The sequence below is a fragment of the Uniformispora flossi genome (genome assembly GCF_049534875.1).
Taxonomy (GTDB): Bacteria; Actinomycetota; Actinomycetes; order Streptomycetales; family Streptomycetaceae; genus Yinghuangia; species Yinghuangia aomiensis.
In genome coordinates this window covers 123,287-141,456 of record NZ_JBMULZ010000009.1, presented here as the reverse complement: position 1 = coordinate 141,456, position 18,170 = coordinate 123,287, and the positions used below count along the sequence as shown (strand labels likewise).

Below are 18,170 nucleotides of genomic sequence, written 5' to 3'. Positions count from 1 at the left end.
TTCGCCGGACGCGGCCGTTCGGCGTTTCCGGATTCACGCCACCCGCCCGATAGTAGCCATGTACGTTATTTGGCATGAGCGACGCACCTTCGGCCCCCACGCCCGGTTTCCTGGTCTGGCGCCTGTCGATGAAATGGCGCGTGGCGGTCGACCGCGCGTTGGCGCCGCTCGGCCTCACCCAGGCGCAATACTCGCTGGTCGCCGCGCTGCGCGACATGCGGCAGGCCGGGCGCAAGCCCACCCAGCGCGAACTCGCCGACCACACGGGCCTGGAGGCGCTGTACGTGTCCAAGCTCGCGCGGTCGCTGGAGGCCGCGGGCCTCGTCGAACGCACGCGCGACCCGATCGACACCCGCGCGGTGCGGCTCGCCCTGACCGACCGCGGCATGGAGCTGGCCGTCCAGGCGATCGACCTGGCGCACGAGCGCTTCGAGGTGCTGCTGGCGCCGCTGGGCGGCCCGGACGCGGACCGCACGCGGGAGTTCACGCGGGAGCTGGCGCAGCTGTTGGAGGTCCCGGTCGAGTGAACGGGAGCGGCCCCGGATCCGGGTGGATCCGGGGCCGCTCCGCTCGCGCGCGTGTGCTCAGTCGCGGGACGCCGGGTTGGCGGTGCCGCGCGACGAGTACATGGCGACGGTGAGTTCGCGGATGAAGTCGGTCCGGCCGTCCTCGTCCAGCCGGACCAGGGCACGCCGGGTGAACATGTCCACGGCCTGCGAGACGGTGTCCACGACGTCGTCCAGGACGGCGGTGCGGGTGGCCGCGTCGAGGCTGGCGATCCGGCGGCGCAGCATCGACTCGGCGACCTGCGGGGCGTAGTCGATGTGCAGGGCCTGGACGGAGAACACCTGGACGCCGGCCGCGGTCATCGCGCCCGCGAGGCGCCGGGTCATCTCCTCCCCGATGTGCTCGGTGTCGCGGAGGGAATCCGCGCCGCGCGTGAAACTGTCGCACGGCAGGCTCGCCGCGACGGTGCTCACCGCGGCTTCGATCTGCTGGCGCAGGTACTGCTCGTGGTCGCGCACCGCGAACTTGGCGCGGGCGCTGTCCCGGACCTGCCAGACGACGAGCACCATGACCTGGAGCGGGGTGCCCTGCCGGTCGGTGAGGTCCATCGGACGGCTGCGCCAGTGCCGCAGCCGCACGTCGACCTTGCGGCGCCGGGTCAGCGGCACCGCCCAGACCAGGCCGGTGCGGCGCACGGTGCCCTTGTACCGGCCGAAGCGGCTCAGCACGCGGACGGTGCCCGCGTGCACCACGAAGAAGCCGGCCAGCAGCGCGAGCGCGACGGCGGCGGCGGCGATGCCGGTGCCGAGGACGGCGGTAGGCGACGCGTCGAGGAGTTCGCTGCCGCGCAGCTGGTCCGGCAGGCGCGTGTCGAGGTGTCCCGACGCGGCCGCCGCCCACGCGATCGCCGACACCGCGGCGAGCAGCGCGGCGCCGGCCAGCCACCCGGGCAGCGTGAACGCGCCGCGCTCCCGCAAGTCCTGGTCGGCGCGCGGGAACCGGGCCCGGACGACGGTCGGCTGCGCCTTGTCGGCGGTGGCGTCCGCGGCCGCCGCCCGATCGGCGTGGGTGCCGTCGCCGCCGGAGTAGCGGGCGGGGTCGGCGGGGGTGCTGTGGGTCGTCGCCATCTGCGTGCCTCGTTCCCGAGGTGGCCCGTCGGCGTGCCGCGGGTGAGCCGAGCCGAGTCCGGACGCGGTGAGCGCGCGGACTTCGGCGGTGTCCAGGATGCGCCCGTCCAGCGCGGTATCGCCGCCGCCCGCCGTGTCGTGGTCGAGGACGGTGACCACGAACGGCCCCGGAGCCGAAGCGGGCACGCTCTCCCGCACCGCCACCGGCTCCCGCGCGGCCCCGACCCGCGCCGCCAACTTCCGCCGCGCCCAAGCCCCCGCGGCGGCGGCCCGCGCGGGGAAGGGGGAGGGTGAGGCGTGCCTGGGGGCGCGGAGTTGGCGGAGGAACGGGAGGGAAACGGTGGTGCGCAGAGCTTCGACGGGGATGGAGTTGAGGGCTTCGGCGGCTGTGGGGGTGGGGGTGGGGGTGAAGTGGGGTTGCCGGGTCGGAGTGGCGCGAGCTTCGGACCGGGCGGCAGCTCCGACCGGCCGCTCGGCCCCGGGAACGGTCCCGCCCCGGCGCTCTGCCCCTGCGGGGGCCCCGGCCGGGTACCCGGCCGCTTCCTCCGCGCGACCCGGAGGCGACATGGAGGCCCGGCCCGCGGCCGCCGCCCGACCGTCGGCGGAGGAGTGGGCACCGGGATGGGCACCGGGATGGGCACCGGGATGGGCACCGGGGACGGATCCGGAGGCGCGTGTGGCCGGTTCCGCCGCGTGGCCCTGCGACGACGTGGGAGTCCGGCCCGCGGCCGCCGCCTGACCGTAGGCGGAGGAGTGGGCACCGGGGACGGATCCGGCCGTGCATGTGGCCGGATCCGCGGCCGGGTCGTGCGGCAGCGCAGACGTTCGGCCCCAGTCCCCCGCCTGATTGTCGGGGAAGGGGCGGGCCCGGTTGGCGGATCCGGCCGAGCCCGTGGCCGGATCGGCCGCGCCGCCCTGCGGCCACGCGGAAGCTCGGCCGGCGGCTGCCGCCCGACCGTCGACGGAGCGGTGGGCGCCATTGGCGGATCCGGCGGCCCGGGCCTGCGACGACGCGGAAGCTCGGCCAGGAGTTCCCGACCGACTGTCGGCGGAGGGGCGGGCGCCGGGGGCGGATCCGTCCGATCCCGTGGCCGGTTCCGCCGCCCGGCCCTGCGAGATCCCGGACGGCCGACCCGACATCCCCGGCCGACTGTCGGCGAACGAGTGGGCGCCGGGAGCGGATCCGGCCGAGCCCGCAGCCGGTTCCGCCATACCGCCCTGCGAGACCCCGGAAAGCCGACCCGACATCCCCGGCCGACTGTCGGCGAACGAGTGGGCACCGGGAGCGGATCCGGCCGAGTCCGCAGCCGGTTCCGCCACGCCGCCGAGCGACGGCGCGGAAGCTCGGCCTGGGGCCTCTGTCCGGCCGTCGGCGGCCCGAGTGTCCGAAGCGGAGTTGCGAACGAGGCCGGACGCCGCGGCGGCACGGGTGACGCGCGAGGTGTCCGGACCTGCGGGGGAACCGGCCCGGTCCCACCCGTACCCGGCGCGACCGGGACGGCTCAGGGCCGGGCTCGCGGCGATGACGGCGTCCCGGGCTGCGGCGGCGCTCTTTGCGGCGGCCGTCACGCGGGCGGGGGGCGCGTCGGTGGCGGGCGTGGTCGCGCGCGCGTCGACCGGCGCCGACCGGGTGGTGAAGTGGCTTTCGGGGCCTCGGCGGTCGGGGCTTCGCGGCGGGATGCCGTCGGCGCGGGCGGGCACGCCGTGGTCCGTCGAGGGTGCGGCGGCGGTCGTGTCCTGGCGACGCGGGTGGCCGGCCGAGGGTTCGAGCGCGGCGCCTACGGCGCGGGCGGCGTCGGCTGCGCGGGTGAGCGGCGTCCGGGGGGCCGGCCCGGTCGTCGCGTGCGGGTCCGGGGCGGCTTGGCGTCCGCCGTCCGTGGTGGCGTTTCCGGCGAGTTGTCGGGTGCCGTCGGGTCCGTGGCCCGTCCGTGCCGGGCGCCCCGTCGAGTCTTCGCGTGTCACCAGTGCTCCTCACGCGTCGTACGTCGACGCCTTGCTGTGGCGGTGGACGTTCCGCCAAGTGGTCCGTTCGTGGTGTGGCAGGTCCCGGCGGGCCGCCGGAAGCCGCCCACCCGTGCGGGTAGGCGGCCGTTGTCGAGGTTCCGGAGTGGTCAGCGCATCAGCAAATCCCACGTGTCCGGACCGGGTATCCCGTCCGCGTCGGAGCCGGTCCAGCCCTGGGCGCGTTGGAAGGCCGCGGTGGCGTTGCGGTCCGCCGAGCCCCAGGACGGGCCGGGGCCGACGCTGTAGTAGCGGCCGTAGCCCTTGGCGACGAGCGCCGTACCGAGCTGCGTGATGTACGCGTTCGACTTCCCCGGTCCGAAGTACTGCACACCGGGGAATGGCGGCGTGGCAGGTGTGCTCCCGCCTCCGTCGCCGCCTGTCGACCCGCCGGAACTGCCGGACATGAGCAGGCTCCAGGTGTCCGGCCCCGGAATGCCGTCCGCCTCGGAGCCGGTCCAGCCCTGGTCGCGCTGGAACGCCGCGGTCGCGTTCTGATCCGCGGACCCCCATTCCGGGCCGGGGCCTTCGGAGTAGTACATGCCGTAGCCCTTGGCCACGAGGGCTTGGCCCAGCTGGGTGACGTACGCGTTCGACTTGCCCGGGCCGAAGTACTCGACGCCGGGGAACGCCGAGCTGCCCGGGCTCGTCGTGCCGCCCCCGCCGCCGTCGGTGACGTTCTTGTAGCGGTAGGGCTTGTAGCTCGACGAGTTGGTGAAGTACGCGTACGGGATGGTCCGGTGCTTGGTGCCGGGCGGGGTCTGCTCGTAGCCGACGTAGCTGGTGTGCGACGAGTCGGCCCACTTCTCGAAAATGGTCACGTGCGAGCCGCTCACCGGGTTGGCCGCGTTGTGGAAGAGCAGGATGTCGCCGGGCTGCAGGTCCGAACGGCTGATGGGCACGGCGTAGTCGGCGAGGTTGCCGGTCCAGGCGTTCTCGCTGAGCCCCCAGACCATCGACACGTAGCCGGAGCAGTCGGTGCGGTAGCCGTTGCGGTACGCCGACTGGCTGTACGGCACGACCGCGTCGGCCCAGGACCGGGCGCGGTCGAGTATCTGCTGCCGGCTGATCGTGTCGAGGCCGATGCGCTTCGGGGTGGCGATCGAGGAGGCGACGCTCTTGCCGGCGGTGCCGACGGCCGTGCCGAAGCGCAGCGGCCCGGGATTGCCCTGCGGCGAGCCGCTGCCGTCCCAGCCCGCGAGTCCGGTACCGGGCGGGAGTTGCTCCTGCGCGTCGGATCCGTCGGCGAGGGGTTGGCGCGGGGAGTTCTCGTCGAGGGTCTTGTCGTGGTCGAGCACGTGCGCGACGGTGGGGCCCACCCCGGCGGCGACGAATCCGGCGGTGACGAAGGTCACGGCGGTACGCCGCGCGCGCCGCAGGGGACTTCCGCCGGTGCGGAGGGCGAGCGCCTCCAGCCTGCGGGCGCTCACGCAGGGGAGGCACGTGCAGGAGGGATCGGCGACGTCGTCGAATTCGGGGGCGTCCATGAGCACCTTCCTCGCCGTCACAACGCAGAGTGGCCAAGACGATTGAACACCATTAATCACACAAGTCACGCCCATTCGGGCCAATTCGATCGAAATCGACCATATGGGACCAAACCCCGGGTCACTCGAAGGGCCGCGGGACGGGCCTCCTCACCTGGGCGCTCCCCCGCTCCCAGCGCCGAGGTCATCCGTCGCGGACTTCGCGGCGCCGGGACTCTGGTGACCCCGTTCCCGGCCGGGCATACTGCGGCCGTTGTCACCTGCGGGGAGGGGCGCCGTCATGCACGCGGTCGATCCGATCGACGCCGAGACGTACCACCGGGACATCGTGCCGGGCCTGTTGGCCGGGGAACGCGGGCCGATGGCCGCGACCGGCCTGGGCGGGCTGCGACCGCTGACGCTGCGCGTCGGCGACTCGCGCTGGACCTACCGGGGCGTCGACGGGCGACTGCGAGTCGAGCCCGGCGGGCGTGCCGGCGCGTGCGAGTGCACCTTGTCGGTGACCGCGTGGACGGACTTCGTCAGCCAGCTGCGCACCGCCGCCGCGCTGGCGATCGCGGGCGAAGTCGACGTGCGGGACGGCACCGTCCTCGACCTGTTCGCGTGGGAGCCGGTGCTGCGCGCGCTCTACCAGGGCATTCCGATCTTCCTGCCGACCGGAGCCGCGTTGAGCGACGCCCAGGGGCGGCCCGTGGATCTCGACCGCGCCTGGACGCTCGACGACAGCGACGCCGACTTGGCCGCGTTCTTCGCGGCGACCGGCGTCATGCGGGTACGCGGGGTCTTCTCCCCCGACGAGGTCGCGGCGCTCAACGCCGAGGTCGACCGGCTCGCCGACGCCGCCCGGCCCGGCGACGACCGGTCGTGGTGGGCGGCTACCGACGACGGCGAGGACGTCCTGTGCCGCCTCGTCTACGCGAGCGAGCATTCCTCGGCGATCGCCGAACTCGCTCACGATCCGCGGCTGTTGCGCCTGTCGCGCCTTCTGCACGACGACCTGGCGCCGTCGACGGACCGCATGGAAGGCATCGTCGCGCTGCTGAAGCCCCCAGGGCGGCTCAAGGGCCTGGCGAACATTCCGTGGCACACGGACTGCGGCCTCGGCGGCCACCCCGTCATGTGCCCCTCGGTCGCCGTCGGCATCCAACTCACCGGCTCGACACCGGAGACCGGCTGCCTGGAGGCGGTCGCGGGCACCCACGGCAAGACCTGCCCGCCGCCGGACCAGGGCGACCTGGCGGATCTGCCCTACATGCTGGTCCCGACCGAGCCGGGCGACGTGACCGTGCACATCGCCGATGTGCTGCACGCCTCGCCGGCACCGACCGGGGAGGGCGGGCGGCGGACGGTGTACGTGACGTACCGCCCGCCGGCCCTGTTCGAGAACGTCGGGCCCGGCCTGGCGTCGAACGACCTGATCCGCAGCCGCAGCGCGGACCAGCTGGAGGAGGGGCTGGGGCGCTGACGGCGCCTGCGCGGCCGACACCGGCGACGCTGCGGACGCCGGTGACAGCGTGCGGCCGACGGCAGTGCCGTCGGCCGCGCGGTGGTCCGGGTCAGCCCTTGAGCAGTTCCGGGTGGAACTTCTCGACCATGCGGCGCATGCCGTCCTTCCAGTGCACGTTGGTGGTGCCGATCACCTCGTGCATGCGGGTGAGGTCGAGGGCGACGCTGCTGATGGTCGCGTCGGTGGCGTCGAATTCGGGCTCAAGGCCGGTGAGTTCGCCGAGGTAGGTGCACCATTCCTCGACGGAGACGGCTTCGGTGCCGCCCCAGTTGACGACGGTCGGCGGAGTCCCGGCGGCGGCGAACAGCTTGGGCAGCGACGCGACGATGTCTTCTTCGTGGATCGGGTGGTAGATGCTCGGCGCATCGCTGTGCACCTGCACGGGCGCGCCCGCGATCATCATCTCCAGGTGGATGGCGGGCCAGCCGCCGTTGTCGCCGTAGGGGACGCTGAGGCGGGCGATCGTCGTCGGCAGGTTGTACTTCGCGGCGCCCCAGCGGGCGGCGCCTTCGGCGGCGATCTTGCAGATGCTGTACGTCTCCAGGAACGACCAGACGCGGTGGTTGTCGCCCAGCGCGTCGGACTCCTTGAACTTCCGGTGCCCGTTCGGCTGGTAGACGGCCGTCGACGAGCAGTGCAGGAAGGCGCGGGCCGAGCGGTGGTGGTCCATCAGCCACAGCACGCCGCCGGCGTTGGCGTCCAGGTCGGCGTCCCAGTCGCCGCTCTTCGCGACCGCGAAGTTGATGACGTAGTCGGCGTCCGCGGGAAGATCCGCGACCTCGCCGGCGCCCAGGTCGATCTTGACGCAGGTCACACCGGCGGCTTCGAGGCGCTCCCGGGCTTCTTCGTCGCCGAAGCGGGCCGCGCCGTACACGTCGTTGTCGCGCGCGAGGAGCTTGGCCACCGGCTCGGCAACCTGTCCGGTCACCCCTGTGACGACGATCTTCGAGCCTTCGAGTGCCATGCCGAGCCCTCCTGCGTTGCGGGTATTGGCGGCAAGTTAGCGCAGGCCCTTGACAGGAGCAATCATTTCGCGGGGCGCGGGCACGGGGGTGGGGCGCTGGAGAGGGGGCAGAGAGGTATGCGCGGCCGTAGGGCAGGCACGGGGGCGGGGGGCCGGGGTCCCGGGCATGCGATAGATACGGGGGCGGGTCGTTCAGCGTGCGGTTGAGTTTTGCGGTTTCGCGGTTTCGCGGTCCGGGTTCGCGGTTGAGCCCGCGGTTTCGCGGTTCGCGGTTTCGCGGTTCAGCCCGCGGCGACCGCGCCGGTGGAGTCTTCGTCGGCCAAGGCCTCGTCCAGCGTGGGGTGGACGTCGAAGAGGCGGCGCAATCCCAGTGCGGTGAAGACCCGGTTGACATGGTGGTCGGTGCTTTCCGGCATGACGAGGCGCAGTTCGCCCGAACAGGACCGCAGCAGGCGCCGAGCACCCACCAGCGCGCCGATGCCGGTCGAGTCGAGGAACACGACCCGGGTCAGTTCCAGGATCAGCTGGTGCCGCCCCTGGGCCACCGCCCGTCTGACGTGTTCCCCCAGTTCCGGGACGACGGCGAAGTCGACCTCCCCGGCGACGAAAAGCACGGTCCAGCCTTCGTGGTCCTCGGTGGTCACCTGGAGATTCACGATGGGCAGCTCCCTGATCGCGGACGGATCCGCGCGGCGACCCGTGCGTCCCTGGCCGCGCGGCGCGGGAGCCGGGCGGTCGACCCGGCCGGTCACCACCGTAGTGCCCGCCGTCGGCCGACCCCAGGAGGGCACGGTCACGCGGGGGTCTCGGTTGCTGTCCGAATTCGTCACCGGCGGTGGTTGATAGTGGGTCAAAAGCCGCTATCTGCTGGTGTTCTGACGATGTGTCATGGAGTGGGGGACACGGAGGGTGAGGGGCCGTTGACACCGGCATGCCCTGTCCGTCGGCCGGGTCGGGCCGACCACCCGCCCGCCGTGCCGGTGAACCGGGACGCAGAGCGTGTCAGGCGTCGCCGCCGCGGAGTTCCGGCACGTCGGCGACGACGGTGCAGGAACCGGGCGCGATTTCGGTGAAACCCGCGTCGCGGACGAGCGGCAGGTCCCCGCGGGTGAGGGCCGGCCAGTCCGCAGCCGACGCGGTGCGGACGGCGAGCGGGAAGCCGTCGGCGGCCCACCGCATGCGGGCCTCGTCGCCGAGGCGCAGCCAGGCGAGTTGGGCGCCGTGTCCGACCTGGGCCATGGCCTTGCCTGCGGTCATGTCGAGTTCGGGGTTGAGCCACAGCACCGGAACTCCCGGACGGGGTGCGGGCGGCGGCTCCAGGTCGGCCAGATCCGTGCCGGAAACCTGAAGCCGCGCGAGGTCCTTCGGCCACGCGTCCAGCGGGACGGGCGGAAACACCCGGACTTCGGCACCGTCGTGCTCCCACGTGAGCCCGTCGAGCGCGGACGCCCGCCGCCATTCGGCACCACGCGCCCGCCGGACGACCTTACGGATGCGGCCGTCCGTCCACGCGGTAATGCGCTCCGCCCACTCCCCGTCCCCCACCGACCGCCCGTCGGCGAGAAACGCCAGTACGGCCTGCGCGGCCGCTTCGAGGGCGGCGGTGCGGGTGGGCGGGACGTCGCGCTCCAGGCGGACGACGAGCGGGAGGACGTACTGGGGAGCGGCGTCGCGGTCGGGGGTGGTGGTCACGGGTTGATCATGCCTTAGCGGGGGCGGGGGTGCGGGGCGGCGCGAGGGGGTGGAGGCCGCCACTGAGCCGTCACGCCGCACGCCGTCAGGCCGTCAGGCCGTCAGGCCGCACGCCGTCAGGCCGTCAGGCCGTCAGGCCGTCAGGCCGTCAGGAAGCGCACCATCGACTCCATCGCCCGCGCGCTTTCCGGCAGGTCCGGGAACACCGTCGGCCACACGTGCTGCATTCCGCTTACGAACGACGCCTCGACGGTGCCGCCGGCCGCGGCGACCCGGCCGGCGAATGCCGTCGCGTCGTCCAGCAGCACTTCCGCGCCGCCCGCGAACAGCAGGACCGGCGGCAGCCCGGCCAGGTCGGCGAGCAGCGGCGAGACCAGCGGGTCGCGCGGATCGTGCCCCTGGAGGTACAGCTCCGAACCGGCCCGCGCGGACTCCAGGCCGAACATCCGGTCGGACTCGCCGTTGCGGGCGTAAGCCTCCGCGCCGAACGTCTGGTCCAGCCACGGCGACAGCAGCACCAGCCCGGTCGGTGCCGGCCGGCCCGCGTCGCGGATCGCCAGCGCGAGCGCGACCGCCAAGCCGCCGCCCGCGGAGTCGCCGCCGACGGCGAGCGGACCGTACGCCGCGCAGGCCGCGTCGTAGGCCGCCGCGGCGTCGCGCAGCGCACCCGGGAACGGCGCCTCGGGGGCGAGGCGGTAGTCGACGAGCACGATCCGGGCCTGCGCGGCGAGCGCCAAGCGGGAGGCGAACCCGGTCCAGCCGGCCGCCTCGCCGAGGCGATAGCCGCCGCCGTGCAGATAGAAGAGCGTGCGGGCCGGCGCGAGAGGTTCGACCACGAGCGCGGGCGTGCCGCCGAGGGTCTCCGGGCGCACCGTCGCCCCGGGCTCGACCTGCTGGGGTAGCCCGGCGACGGCTTTGCGGCGCGCGGCGAGGTCGTCCGGCGCGGGTCGCCCCGCGCGCTCCTCGGGCAGATTCCACCCGTCCAGGCTCATCGCACGCCTCCTTCGCCCCGGCCCGCACCCGCTTCCCGGACGCGGGCGCCGTGATCAACGATGCCGTGGCCGCATCGTGGCATGAACGGGCGAAGGATCCGAGGGGTGCGGGCGGCTGCCTGTGGACAACAACCCCGGTGTGGAAAAGACGGAGGCCTTGCCGGTCTGATTGTCGACGGGGGGAGGCCCCCCGACGGGCCCGGTCTACCACGGGGGTGGGTGGGGGTGCGTGGGGCGATCCACAGGCCGGGGAGACAGCGTGGGTTCGGGCAATCCACGCCGCGGGACCCACGGCGGCGCGTCCGGCGATCCACGCCCGGGATCACGTCGAGGCAGGCGATCCGCGGCCGGCCTCGGGCCACCGCGGCGGCGGATCCGCAGTCGGCGTCACACCAAGGCGGCAGCCGAGCCCCACCTCACTCCCTCCCCCGCACCCCTTCCACCACAACCCCCGCCAACCGCTCCACAAACTCCTCCGACATATCCCCCCGCACCACCGTCCGGTTGAACACCGCCCCCATCAGCGCGTCGAAGACCACGTCCGCATCCGCGTCCGCCCGCACCTCGCCGCGGGCCACCGCCGCCGCGACCAGGGACCGGAAGTGCTCCCGTACGCGTGTCTCCAGGCCGTCGATCACGGTCGCGCGCAAGTCCGGCCGGTCGTGCAGGTCGCCGAACAGCCCGGGCAGCGCCGCCCGCGCCTCGGGCCGCGAGTACGACGCGACGGTGGTCGCCACCATCCGGCGCACGTCCGCCGCGAAGTCCCCGGTGTCGGGGATCAGCGGCGTGTGCCCCGGGGTCGGGAACACCGCCTCGTGCACGAGCTGGGCCTTCGACGACCAGCGCCGGTAGATCGTCGGCCGTGTCACCCCCGCCCGCCGGGCGACCGTCTCGAAGCTGAGCTTGGCGTAGCCCTCCTCCGCCAGCAGCGCGCGGACCGCGCCGAGGATCGCCCCGTCGATCTGCGGGTCGCGCGGCCGGCCGCCCATCGGGCGGCGGCGGCCGGGCTCCTCGGCGGGGCTGCCCGCGGGTTCCGGGGCGGGCGGGGCGGAAGGTCGGTTCGGCACGGCCGGGATTCTTCCAGCCGTCCCGAAGCCTTGACTAGTTCACCTAGTTAAATTACAACTTGCATCGTAACCGGAAGTGAGGCCGCCCCCCTCGGAGCCGCCTCCCCCGCCCGAGCACCGCGGCAAGGAAGCGAGGAGACGGCCATGGCCGATCTGCTGGTACGTGGAGGAACGGTCGTCGACGGCACAGGCGCGCCCGCCTACCGCGCCGACGTACGCGTCACCGGAGGCCTCATCACCGAGGTCGGCCCCGACCTCGCGTCGCGCGGCGAGCCGGAGATCGACGCGTCCGGAGCGTACGTCGCACCCGGCTTCATCGAGGCCCACACCCACGTCGACGGCGCGATGTGGTGGAACCCCGACCTGGACCCGCTGCCCGCCTACGGCACCACCACCGTCGTCTTCGGCAACTGCGGCATGTCCGTCGCCCCACTGAAGGAGAGCGCCCGCGGCCCCGTCCTGGACCTGTTCACCTTCCTCGAGGACCTCCCCCTCGACGCGTTCCACAACAACGTGCCGTGGACCTGGGAGCGCTGGCCCGAGTACCGCAAGGCCTGCGAAGGCCAGCGGACCACCGTCAACGTCGCGGGCTTCGTCGGACACCTCACGCTGCGCACGACCGTCATGGGTGCCGAAGCCGCCTGGGCGCGCGCCGCCACGCCGGACGAAATCGCCGCGATGGCCGAGCTGCTCGACGAGTCCCTCAGCCACGGCGCGATCGGCCTGTCGACCAACGTCTTCGACAAGGACCGCTACCTCAAGCTGGTCCCGACCCGGCTCGCCGAGGACGCCGAGTTCGAGGCCCTGATCGACGTGCTGGCCAAGCACCCCGGCGCCACCCTGCAGATGATCACGCGGTTCAACGAGCCGGAGAACATCGACGGGGACGTCGAGCGGTTCGCGCGCATCTGCGGCCCGCGCGGCGTGCGCGGGCAGTGGACCGCCATCCCCTCCACCGTGCGGGAGGACTACCTGCGCGAGCAGACCATCGCGCTGCACCGCCGGCTGCGCGAGCAGGGCATCGACTTCTGGCCCAACGTCCCGCACAAGCCCCTCGAGCCGTTCTTCAACTTCGAGCGCGCCCTGACCTTCCAGCGGGTCGCCGCCTGGAACGAGTGGATCAACGGCCCCGCCGAGACCAAGCTCGCCGTCCTCGCCGACCCGGAGTGGCGCGCGCAGGCCCGCGAGGACTACGACAACCGCATCAGCTCGTCGACGTCCCGCCTGGACCGCCCCGAGTCGCTCATCTTCGCGATCTCCGAGACCGGCGCGGGCCCGCTGGACATCTCGTGGCGCGCCTACGCCGAGCAGGAAGGCAAGCACCTCTCCGACGCGCTCGCCGACTGGATCATCGCCAACGGCCTCAAGTCCTGCATGAAGGGCATCCCGGACGAGTTCGACGAGCCGGTCGTCGCGGACCTGTTCAAGGAGCCGCACACGCTCACCAACATCAACGACTCCGGCGCGCACCTCCAGCTCTTCTGCGGCTCGGGCGAGAACGTCTACCTCCTCACCCACTACGTGCGCGACGCGGGCCTGCTGAGCGTCGAGGAGGCCGTGCACAACCTGACCGGCAAGCTCGCCGGCTACTTCGGCCTGCGGGACCGCGGCGTCATCGCCGAAGGCAAGGCCGCCGACCTCACGGTGTTCGCCCTCGACGAGATCGAGGTGCGGCCCGAGATCAAGCTGTACGACAACCCCGACGGGTCGTGGCGCTTCAGCCGCGGCAACTCCGGCGTCCGCGCGACCGTCGTCCGCGGCGTGCCGACCGTCCTGGGCGCGGAACCCACCGGGGAGCGGCCCGGCACGATGATCGGTCGCAGCGCCTGACCCGCACACCGGAGTCCGGAGCGGCACCGAGAGGGGAAGCGGGGGCGGTCGAAACACCCTGCGCGCGGCAGACGCCGTACCGCGCCCCCGCATGACCACGGCCAAACGCCGGGTCGGGCACCTTGCCCGGCCCGGCGTTTGTCACGCTCGTGTAACAGAACGCGAAACAGATGGCATGAACGGCTCGAAACGCCTGGCCGGAGCGTCTTTCCGAGGGAGGGGATTTGGCACGGGGCGTATCCGGAGGGCAACCTGGAAGGCACGAGCAGGCACGATCGGGCATCCCTCCGGCCGTGTGCCCGGCCAGGAAAGATCCCAGAACCATCCGATTTTGGTGATTTTTCCGTGCTCCCGCGGTCAAAGAGTGGCCGAGGTGGGGAGCGCAACGACCCTCAGTCTAGGTAGCATCCGCCGAATGCCGCCCGCCAATCACGGGCACGCCCCCGACAAAGGTTCTCGATGAGTGACGATTCCCCCGCGCCGACTTCCGCAGCCACACCGCCGCGCCGCCCGGCCGTGCGCCTCGCCAAGGGGGCTTCCCCCTGGCTGGTGCCGACCGCGCTGACGGCCGCGGTGACCGGCTGCGCGGCGCTCCGCTCCCGGCGCTGGGCCTTCGCGGCCGTGCCGACGCTGGCGTTGACCGGCGGCATGCTGTGGTTCTTCCGCGACCCGGAGCGCACTCCGGGCACGGACGGCATCATCGCCTCCGCGGACGGCGTCGTGCAGAGCATCGACCCCTGGCCGGACGGCCGGATCCGGGTCGCCACCTTCATGAGCCCGCTGAACGTGCACGTGAACCGGGCTCCGCTGACGGGTGTCGTCAAGTCCGTCGAGCACAAGCCGGGCGGCTACATCCCGGCGTTCAACAAGGAGAGCGAGAACAACGAGCGCGTGGTGTGGGTGTTCGACACCCCACGCGGCGAGATCGAGCTCGTCCAGATCGCCGGGACCGTGGCGCGGCGCATCGTGCCGTACCTGGAGCCCGGAGCAGAGGTGGCGGTCGGCGAGCGGATCGGCCTGATCCGGTTCGGATCGCGCGTCGACGTGTACCTCCCGCCCGGCGTCGAGCCGGCGGTCACCGTGGGACAGCGGACGCAAGCCGGGGAGACACGCCTTGACCGGGATTGATTTCGACCAGATCGCCGAGTTCGGCGACGACCGGCCGATCCCCAAGATCGACTGCGTCGACGAGGAGACCCCTCTCTCGTCGCGCATCTCGGCCGCCGACGTCCTGACGCTCGGCAACGCCGCGTGCGGTTTCCTCGCGGTGTACTTCCTCGCGGTCGCGACGGTCGCGCAGCACATGGACGGCTATGGCGTCCCCGCCGACCGGCGCAGTGCCGGCGCGGCCGTGGTGCTGATGCTGATCGGCGCGCTGTTCGACCTGTGCGACGGCCTGGTGGCGCGCAAGCTGCGCCGCTCGGCGCTGGGCGCGGAGCTGGACAACCTCGCGGACGTGATCACGTTCGGTGTGGCGCCCGCGTTCTTCGTCGTGACGTGGGCGGCGGTGCCGCTCGGCCCGGGCAAGACGCCGGCCGTGCTGGTGGCGCTCGCGGTGCTGATCGCGGGTGTGCTGCGGCTCGCCCGGTTCGCGTCGACGCCGGGCCGCCCCGGGGTGTTCCAGGGCATGCCGATCCCGATGGGCGCGCTGACGGTGGTGTCGATCGTGCTGCTGGACCTGCCGTTCGCGGTGGCCGCGGCGGGCATCCTGACCACCGCGTGGCTGATGGTGAGCCGGATCGAGTACCCGAAGCCGCAGGGCAAGCTGGCGCTTCTGACCATGCTGTTCATCGCGGCGAGCGTGAGCTGCCTGACGCTGTGGGCGACCGACTCCCCCGGCGGCGACTCGATGCTGATGATGGGCGCGAGCCTGCAGATCTGCCTCGCGATGAGCATTCCGGTCGCGGCGATGACGCGACGCGGTGCGCGCTTCATCGGCGTCCGGATGATCCGCTGACCGCGCTCGCGGTACGGCGGTAGGACACGTACGGGCGACGGCCCCGGCTTCGGCCGGGGCCGTCGGCCGTTTCCGGGAGTTCCGGAGGTGCCGGGAGTTCCGGGGGTGCCGGGAGTTCCGGCGGTGCGGGGACTTCCGGCGGTGCCGGGAGTTCCGGACGGTGCACGGTGGGGCACGACCCACCCGAAGGCGTCGAGGAAGGGCGGAGGGATGGGGCGTACGGTCCGCGCGGCGGGGCGGGGGCTCCGCGGCGTGCACGACTGGGCGGCTTCGGCGCCCGGCACGTACATCTGGCTGCTGGTGCTCTATGTGACGACGTACGTGTACCTGCATCTCGATCCGGACCGCAGAACGTCGTTCCTCAAGCAGCGCAGCACGAACATCAAGCACCTGAACCAGAATCCGGTGGAAGTGCTGACGGCGAGCGCCGTGTGGGCGGACGGCCCGCACCTCGTCAAGTTCACCGTGATGTTCACGCTGATCTTCGCGATCGCGGAACGGTGGATGGGCACGTGGCGCTGGTTGTCGGTCGCGGTGCTCGGGCACGTCGGCGCGACCTACCTCAGCCAGTCGCTGGTGCTGCTGGGCATCAAGTTCGGGACGCTGCCGGTGCGGCTGCGCAACGCGGTGGACGTCGGGCCGAGCTATGCGCTGATGGCAATCGCGGGCGTGCTGTTCTACCGGTTCGGCGGGCCGCTGCGGTGGTGCTACCTGGCGCTGCTCGGCGCGTATGTCGGGGTGCCGGTCTACGTCGACCGCGACTTCACCTCGGCCGGGCATGTGACATCCGTGCTGATCGGGCTCGCCTGCTACGAGTTGGTGAAGGACCTGCCGCGCTGGAACGCGCCGACTCTGCGGCTGTCTGGGAGGCTTTCAGGGAGGATTTTGTACAAATCTCCCGAAAGGTGACGTGCCGTGCGGCTGACGGACACCAGGCGGACGGTGGCCCGCGTCGCCCACTTCGTCCGCGACTGGATCAAGTCGGCGCCGGGAACGTACATCTGGTACCTGATCCTCTTCATCACCACCTTCATCTACAACTCGCTGCCGGAGGACGCGCGCGAGGTCTTCCTGAAGCAGCGCAGCACCAACATCGACCACCTCAGTTCCGACCCGGTGCACGTGCTGGTCGGCAGCGCGCTGTGGACCAGCGGCGGCGGACTGGTGCACTACGCGATCATGTTCACCGTCTTCCACGCCGTCGCGGAACGGTGGCTGGGCACGTGGCGGTGGCTGTCGGTCGTGGTCATCGGGCACGTCGGCGCGACGTACCTGAGCCAGGGGCTCGTACTGCTGGGGATCCACGCGGGGGCGCTGCCCGGCAGCCTGCGCGACGTGGTGGACGTGGGCGTGAGCTACGGGCTGAAAGCGGTCATGGGCGTGCTCGTCTGGTACGTCGCGCGGCCGTGGCGCTGGCTCTACCTGGCCGGAATCATGCTGTCGGTGAGCATCCCGTTCGTCGACGGGACGACCTTCACCGACATCGGGCACTTCACATCGGTCCTCCTCGGCCTGGCCTGCTACCCGCTGGCCCGCGGCAAGGGGACCTGGGACCCGGCGGTCACCGCGCGGACACTGTGGGCGCGGCGGCCTCGGCCGCACAAGGCTCCGGTGCGGCGGCCCGCCGGGGCGTGATCCGCTCGGCTCCCGTGGCGGCGGCGGGATCCGGACTGCCGGATCCCGACTCTCGGATCCGGACGCTCGGATCCGGACGCTCGGATCCGGACCGTCGGCCCCAGACCGTCGACCAAGGTCGATGCGGCTGTAGACCTGCGGCTGTTCTGCGCCGCCGGACCGCGTGGCTAGTCTCGTCGGGTGCCCGACCTGCGACGTTTGCTCCCGGCTCCGCGGACCGCCCGCCTATGGGCGGTCGACGCGGCCGTCACCCTGTGCGCCCTCGTGCTTGGCACCCTGCTGCTGCTCGCGAGCCTCGTCGACGACCCGGGCCTCCGTGACACCCTCGGCCTCCACATCGGTGTCGGGCTGGGCGCGGCCGTGCTGTTGCTGCTGTACCGGCGCCAGTTCCCGACCGGGCTGGCCGTGCCGTTCATCCCGGTCGGGCTGATCGCGCCCGCGGCAGCGGGGGCGACGCTGGCCGCGCTGTGCAGCACCGCGGCGGCGCGCCGGCCGCGGATCGCCCTGACCGTGACGGGCGCCCACGCGCTGCTGGTGCTGCTGCTGTTCTGGCCGGCGTCGTCGTCCTGGCACGACTACGCGCAGGGTGCGGGCACCTTCCTGTTCCTGGACGCGGTGGCGCTCACCTCCGGCATGCTGCTGCGGTCGCAGCGCCGCCTGGTCGGCTCGTTGAAGGAGCGTGCCCGGCAGGCCGACGAAGAGCAGCGCCTGCGCGTCGAGGAAGCCCGGCACCTGGAACGCGAGCGCATAGCCCGCGAAATGCACGACGTGCTCGCGCACCGCATCTCGCTGCTCGCGGTGCACGCGGGCGCCCTGGAGTTCGCCGGGGGCACGCAGACCGCGCAGACCCGCGCGGCCGGGATCATCCGGGAATGCGCGCACGAGGCGCTGGAAGACCTGCGCGACGTCATCCGCATGCTGCGTACGGACGGGCCGGACGGCGGCCCGGCCGGGGGCGCCGACGATGCGGACCGGCCGCAGCCGACGCTGGCCGACCTGCCCGGGCTGGTCGAGGAGACGCGGCGCACCGGGATCGCGGTCGCGTACGACGGAGGGCGCGCGGATGCGGAGGCGGTGCCGCCGCGGGTGGGGCGGCATGCGTACCGGATCGTGCAGGAAGGGCTGACGAACGCGCGCAAGCACGCGCCGGGCGAGCCGGTGCGCGTCCTGGTCGATGTGGCGTCACCCGGAACGCTGACCGTCGAAATCGCGAATTCGCTGCACCACCCGCCCACGGTCGACCGGCTGGTGGTGCCACCGGCCTTGCCCGGTGCGGGAGTCGGGCTGATCGGGCTGCGCGAACGCGTCGCGCTGGTCGGCGGACGGCTCGAACACGGGCACGAACAGGGAGAATTCCGGCTCCGGGCATGGCTACCGTGGAGCCCGTGACCTCCCACGAACCGT

At 72.7% G+C, this 18,170-nt stretch carries 15 protein-coding genes; 8 read left to right on the top strand and 7 right to left on the bottom strand.

Annotation, left to right across the window (positions count from 1 at the left end):
- The first annotated feature begins 74 nt into the window (after positions 1 to 74).
- Positions 75 to 527: a MarR family winged helix-turn-helix transcriptional regulator gene (locus tag ACPA54_RS21105; RefSeq protein WP_423532012.1), complete on the top strand. Its 453-nt coding sequence runs from the start codon at positions 75 to 77 to the stop codon at positions 525 to 527.
- Positions 528 to 584: 57 nt separating this feature from the next.
- On the opposite strand, the gene ACPA54_RS21100 is transcribed toward ACPA54_RS21105, so the two are convergent.
- A complete protein-coding gene (locus tag ACPA54_RS21100) occupies positions 585 to 1,820 on the bottom strand; it encodes an SPFH domain-containing protein (protein WP_423532010.1) in 1,236 nt (411 codons plus the stop codon).
- Between the two features lie 1,925 nt (positions 1,821 to 3,745).
- Positions 3,746 to 5,122, bottom strand: a complete 1,377-nt coding sequence (locus ACPA54_RS21095; protein ID WP_423532008.1) for a peptidoglycan-binding protein — start codon at positions 5,120 to 5,122, stop codon at positions 3,746 to 3,748.
- A 280-nt stretch (positions 5,123 to 5,402) separates the two neighbouring features.
- Between ACPA54_RS21095 and ACPA54_RS21090 the strand changes: the two genes are divergently transcribed.
- Complete coding sequence (locus ACPA54_RS21090; protein ID WP_423532006.1) at positions 5,403 to 6,587, top strand: phytanoyl-CoA dioxygenase family protein; 1,185 nt, start codon at positions 5,403 to 5,405, stop codon at positions 6,585 to 6,587.
- Positions 6,588 to 6,678: 91 nt separating this feature from the next.
- Here ACPA54_RS21090 and ACPA54_RS21085 read toward each other — a convergent pair whose 3' ends face one another.
- The 5 genes from ACPA54_RS21085 to ACPA54_RS21065 form a co-directional block, all read right to left on the bottom strand.
- Positions 6,679 to 7,593: an NAD-dependent epimerase/dehydratase family protein gene (locus ACPA54_RS21085; protein WP_345675162.1), complete on the bottom strand. Its 915-nt coding sequence runs from the start codon at positions 7,591 to 7,593 to the stop codon at positions 6,679 to 6,681.
- 281 nt (positions 7,594 to 7,874) lie between these two features.
- Complete coding sequence (locus ACPA54_RS21080; RefSeq protein ID WP_423532004.1) at positions 7,875 to 8,249, bottom strand: STAS domain-containing protein; 375 nt, start codon at positions 8,247 to 8,249, stop codon at positions 7,875 to 7,877.
- Positions 8,250 to 8,595: 346 nt separating this feature from the next.
- Entirely contained in the window at positions 8,596 to 9,285 is a 690-nt protein-coding gene (locus tag ACPA54_RS21075; protein WP_423532002.1) for a peptidyl-tRNA hydrolase, read from the bottom strand.
- Between the two features lie 140 nt (positions 9,286 to 9,425).
- Positions 9,426 to 10,277, bottom strand: a complete 852-nt coding sequence (locus tag ACPA54_RS21070; protein ID WP_423532000.1) for an alpha/beta hydrolase — start codon at positions 10,275 to 10,277, stop codon at positions 9,426 to 9,428.
- 416 nt (positions 10,278 to 10,693) lie between these two features.
- Complete coding sequence (locus ACPA54_RS21065) at positions 10,694 to 11,344, bottom strand: TetR/AcrR family transcriptional regulator (RefSeq protein ID WP_423531998.1); 651 nt, start codon at positions 11,342 to 11,344, stop codon at positions 10,694 to 10,696.
- Positions 11,345 to 11,488: 144 nt separating this feature from the next.
- Here ACPA54_RS21065 and ACPA54_RS21060 point away from each other — a divergent pair, with 144 nt between their 5' ends.
- The 6 genes from ACPA54_RS21060 to ACPA54_RS21035 all read left to right on the top strand — a co-directional run bounded on the left by ACPA54_RS21060 (position 11,489) and on the right by ACPA54_RS21035 (position 18,155).
- Positions 11,489 to 13,174: an N-acyl-D-amino-acid deacylase family protein gene (locus ACPA54_RS21060; protein ID WP_423531996.1), complete on the top strand. Its 1,686-nt coding sequence runs from the start codon at positions 11,489 to 11,491 to the stop codon at positions 13,172 to 13,174.
- Between the two features lie 459 nt (positions 13,175 to 13,633).
- Entirely contained in the window at positions 13,634 to 14,302 is a 669-nt protein-coding gene (locus ACPA54_RS21055) for a phosphatidylserine decarboxylase (RefSeq protein ID WP_423531995.1), read from the top strand.
- Positions 14,289 to 15,131, top strand: a complete 843-nt coding sequence (gene pssA / locus ACPA54_RS21050) for a CDP-diacylglycerol--serine O-phosphatidyltransferase (protein WP_345675169.1) — start codon at positions 14,289 to 14,291, stop codon at positions 15,129 to 15,131. Before ACPA54_RS21055 ends, pssA begins: the two co-directional genes overlap by 14 nt.
- A 210-nt stretch (positions 15,132 to 15,341) precedes the next feature.
- The gene (locus ACPA54_RS21045; protein ID WP_423531993.1) at positions 15,342 to 16,040 is read left to right on the top strand and encodes a rhomboid-like protein; all 699 of its coding nucleotides are present in this window, start codon (positions 15,342 to 15,344) and stop codon (positions 16,038 to 16,040) included.
- A gap of 6 nt (positions 16,041 to 16,046) precedes the next feature.
- Complete coding sequence (locus ACPA54_RS21040) at positions 16,047 to 16,766, top strand: rhomboid-like protein (protein ID WP_423531991.1); 720 nt, start codon at positions 16,047 to 16,049, stop codon at positions 16,764 to 16,766.
- Between the two features lie 180 nt (positions 16,767 to 16,946).
- The gene (locus ACPA54_RS21035) at positions 16,947 to 18,155 is read left to right on the top strand and encodes a sensor histidine kinase (protein WP_423531989.1); all 1,209 of its coding nucleotides are present in this window, start codon (positions 16,947 to 16,949) and stop codon (positions 18,153 to 18,155) included.
- The last annotated feature ends 15 nt before the right edge of the window (positions 18,156 to 18,170 follow it).

Bases quoted from the DNA above. Each gene is read 5' to 3' on its own strand.
- ACPA54_RS21105 (WP_423532012.1), top strand. From the start codon at position 75: ATGAGCGACGCACCTTCGGCCCCCACGCCCGGTTTCCTGGTCTGGCGC.
- ACPA54_RS21095 (WP_423532008.1), bottom strand. From the start codon at position 5,122: ATGGACGCCCCCGAATTCGACGACGTCGCCGATCCCTCCTGCACGTGC.
- ACPA54_RS21090 (WP_423532006.1), top strand. From the start codon at position 5,403: ATGCACGCGGTCGATCCGATCGACGCCGAGACGTACCACCGGGACATC.
- ACPA54_RS21085 (WP_345675162.1), bottom strand. From the start codon at position 7,593: ATGGCACTCGAAGGCTCGAAGATCGTCGTCACAGGGGTGACCGGACAG.
- ACPA54_RS21070 (WP_423532000.1), bottom strand. From the start codon at position 10,277: ATGAGCCTGGACGGGTGGAATCTGCCCGAGGAGCGCGCGGGGCGACCC.
- ACPA54_RS21060 (WP_423531996.1), top strand. From the start codon at position 11,489: ATGGCCGATCTGCTGGTACGTGGAGGAACGGTCGTCGACGGCACAGGC.
- ACPA54_RS21055 (WP_423531995.1), top strand. From the start codon at position 13,634: ATGAGTGACGATTCCCCCGCGCCGACTTCCGCAGCCACACCGCCGCGC.
- ACPA54_RS21045 (WP_423531993.1), top strand. From the start codon at position 15,342: ATGGGGCGTACGGTCCGCGCGGCGGGGCGGGGGCTCCGCGGCGTGCAC.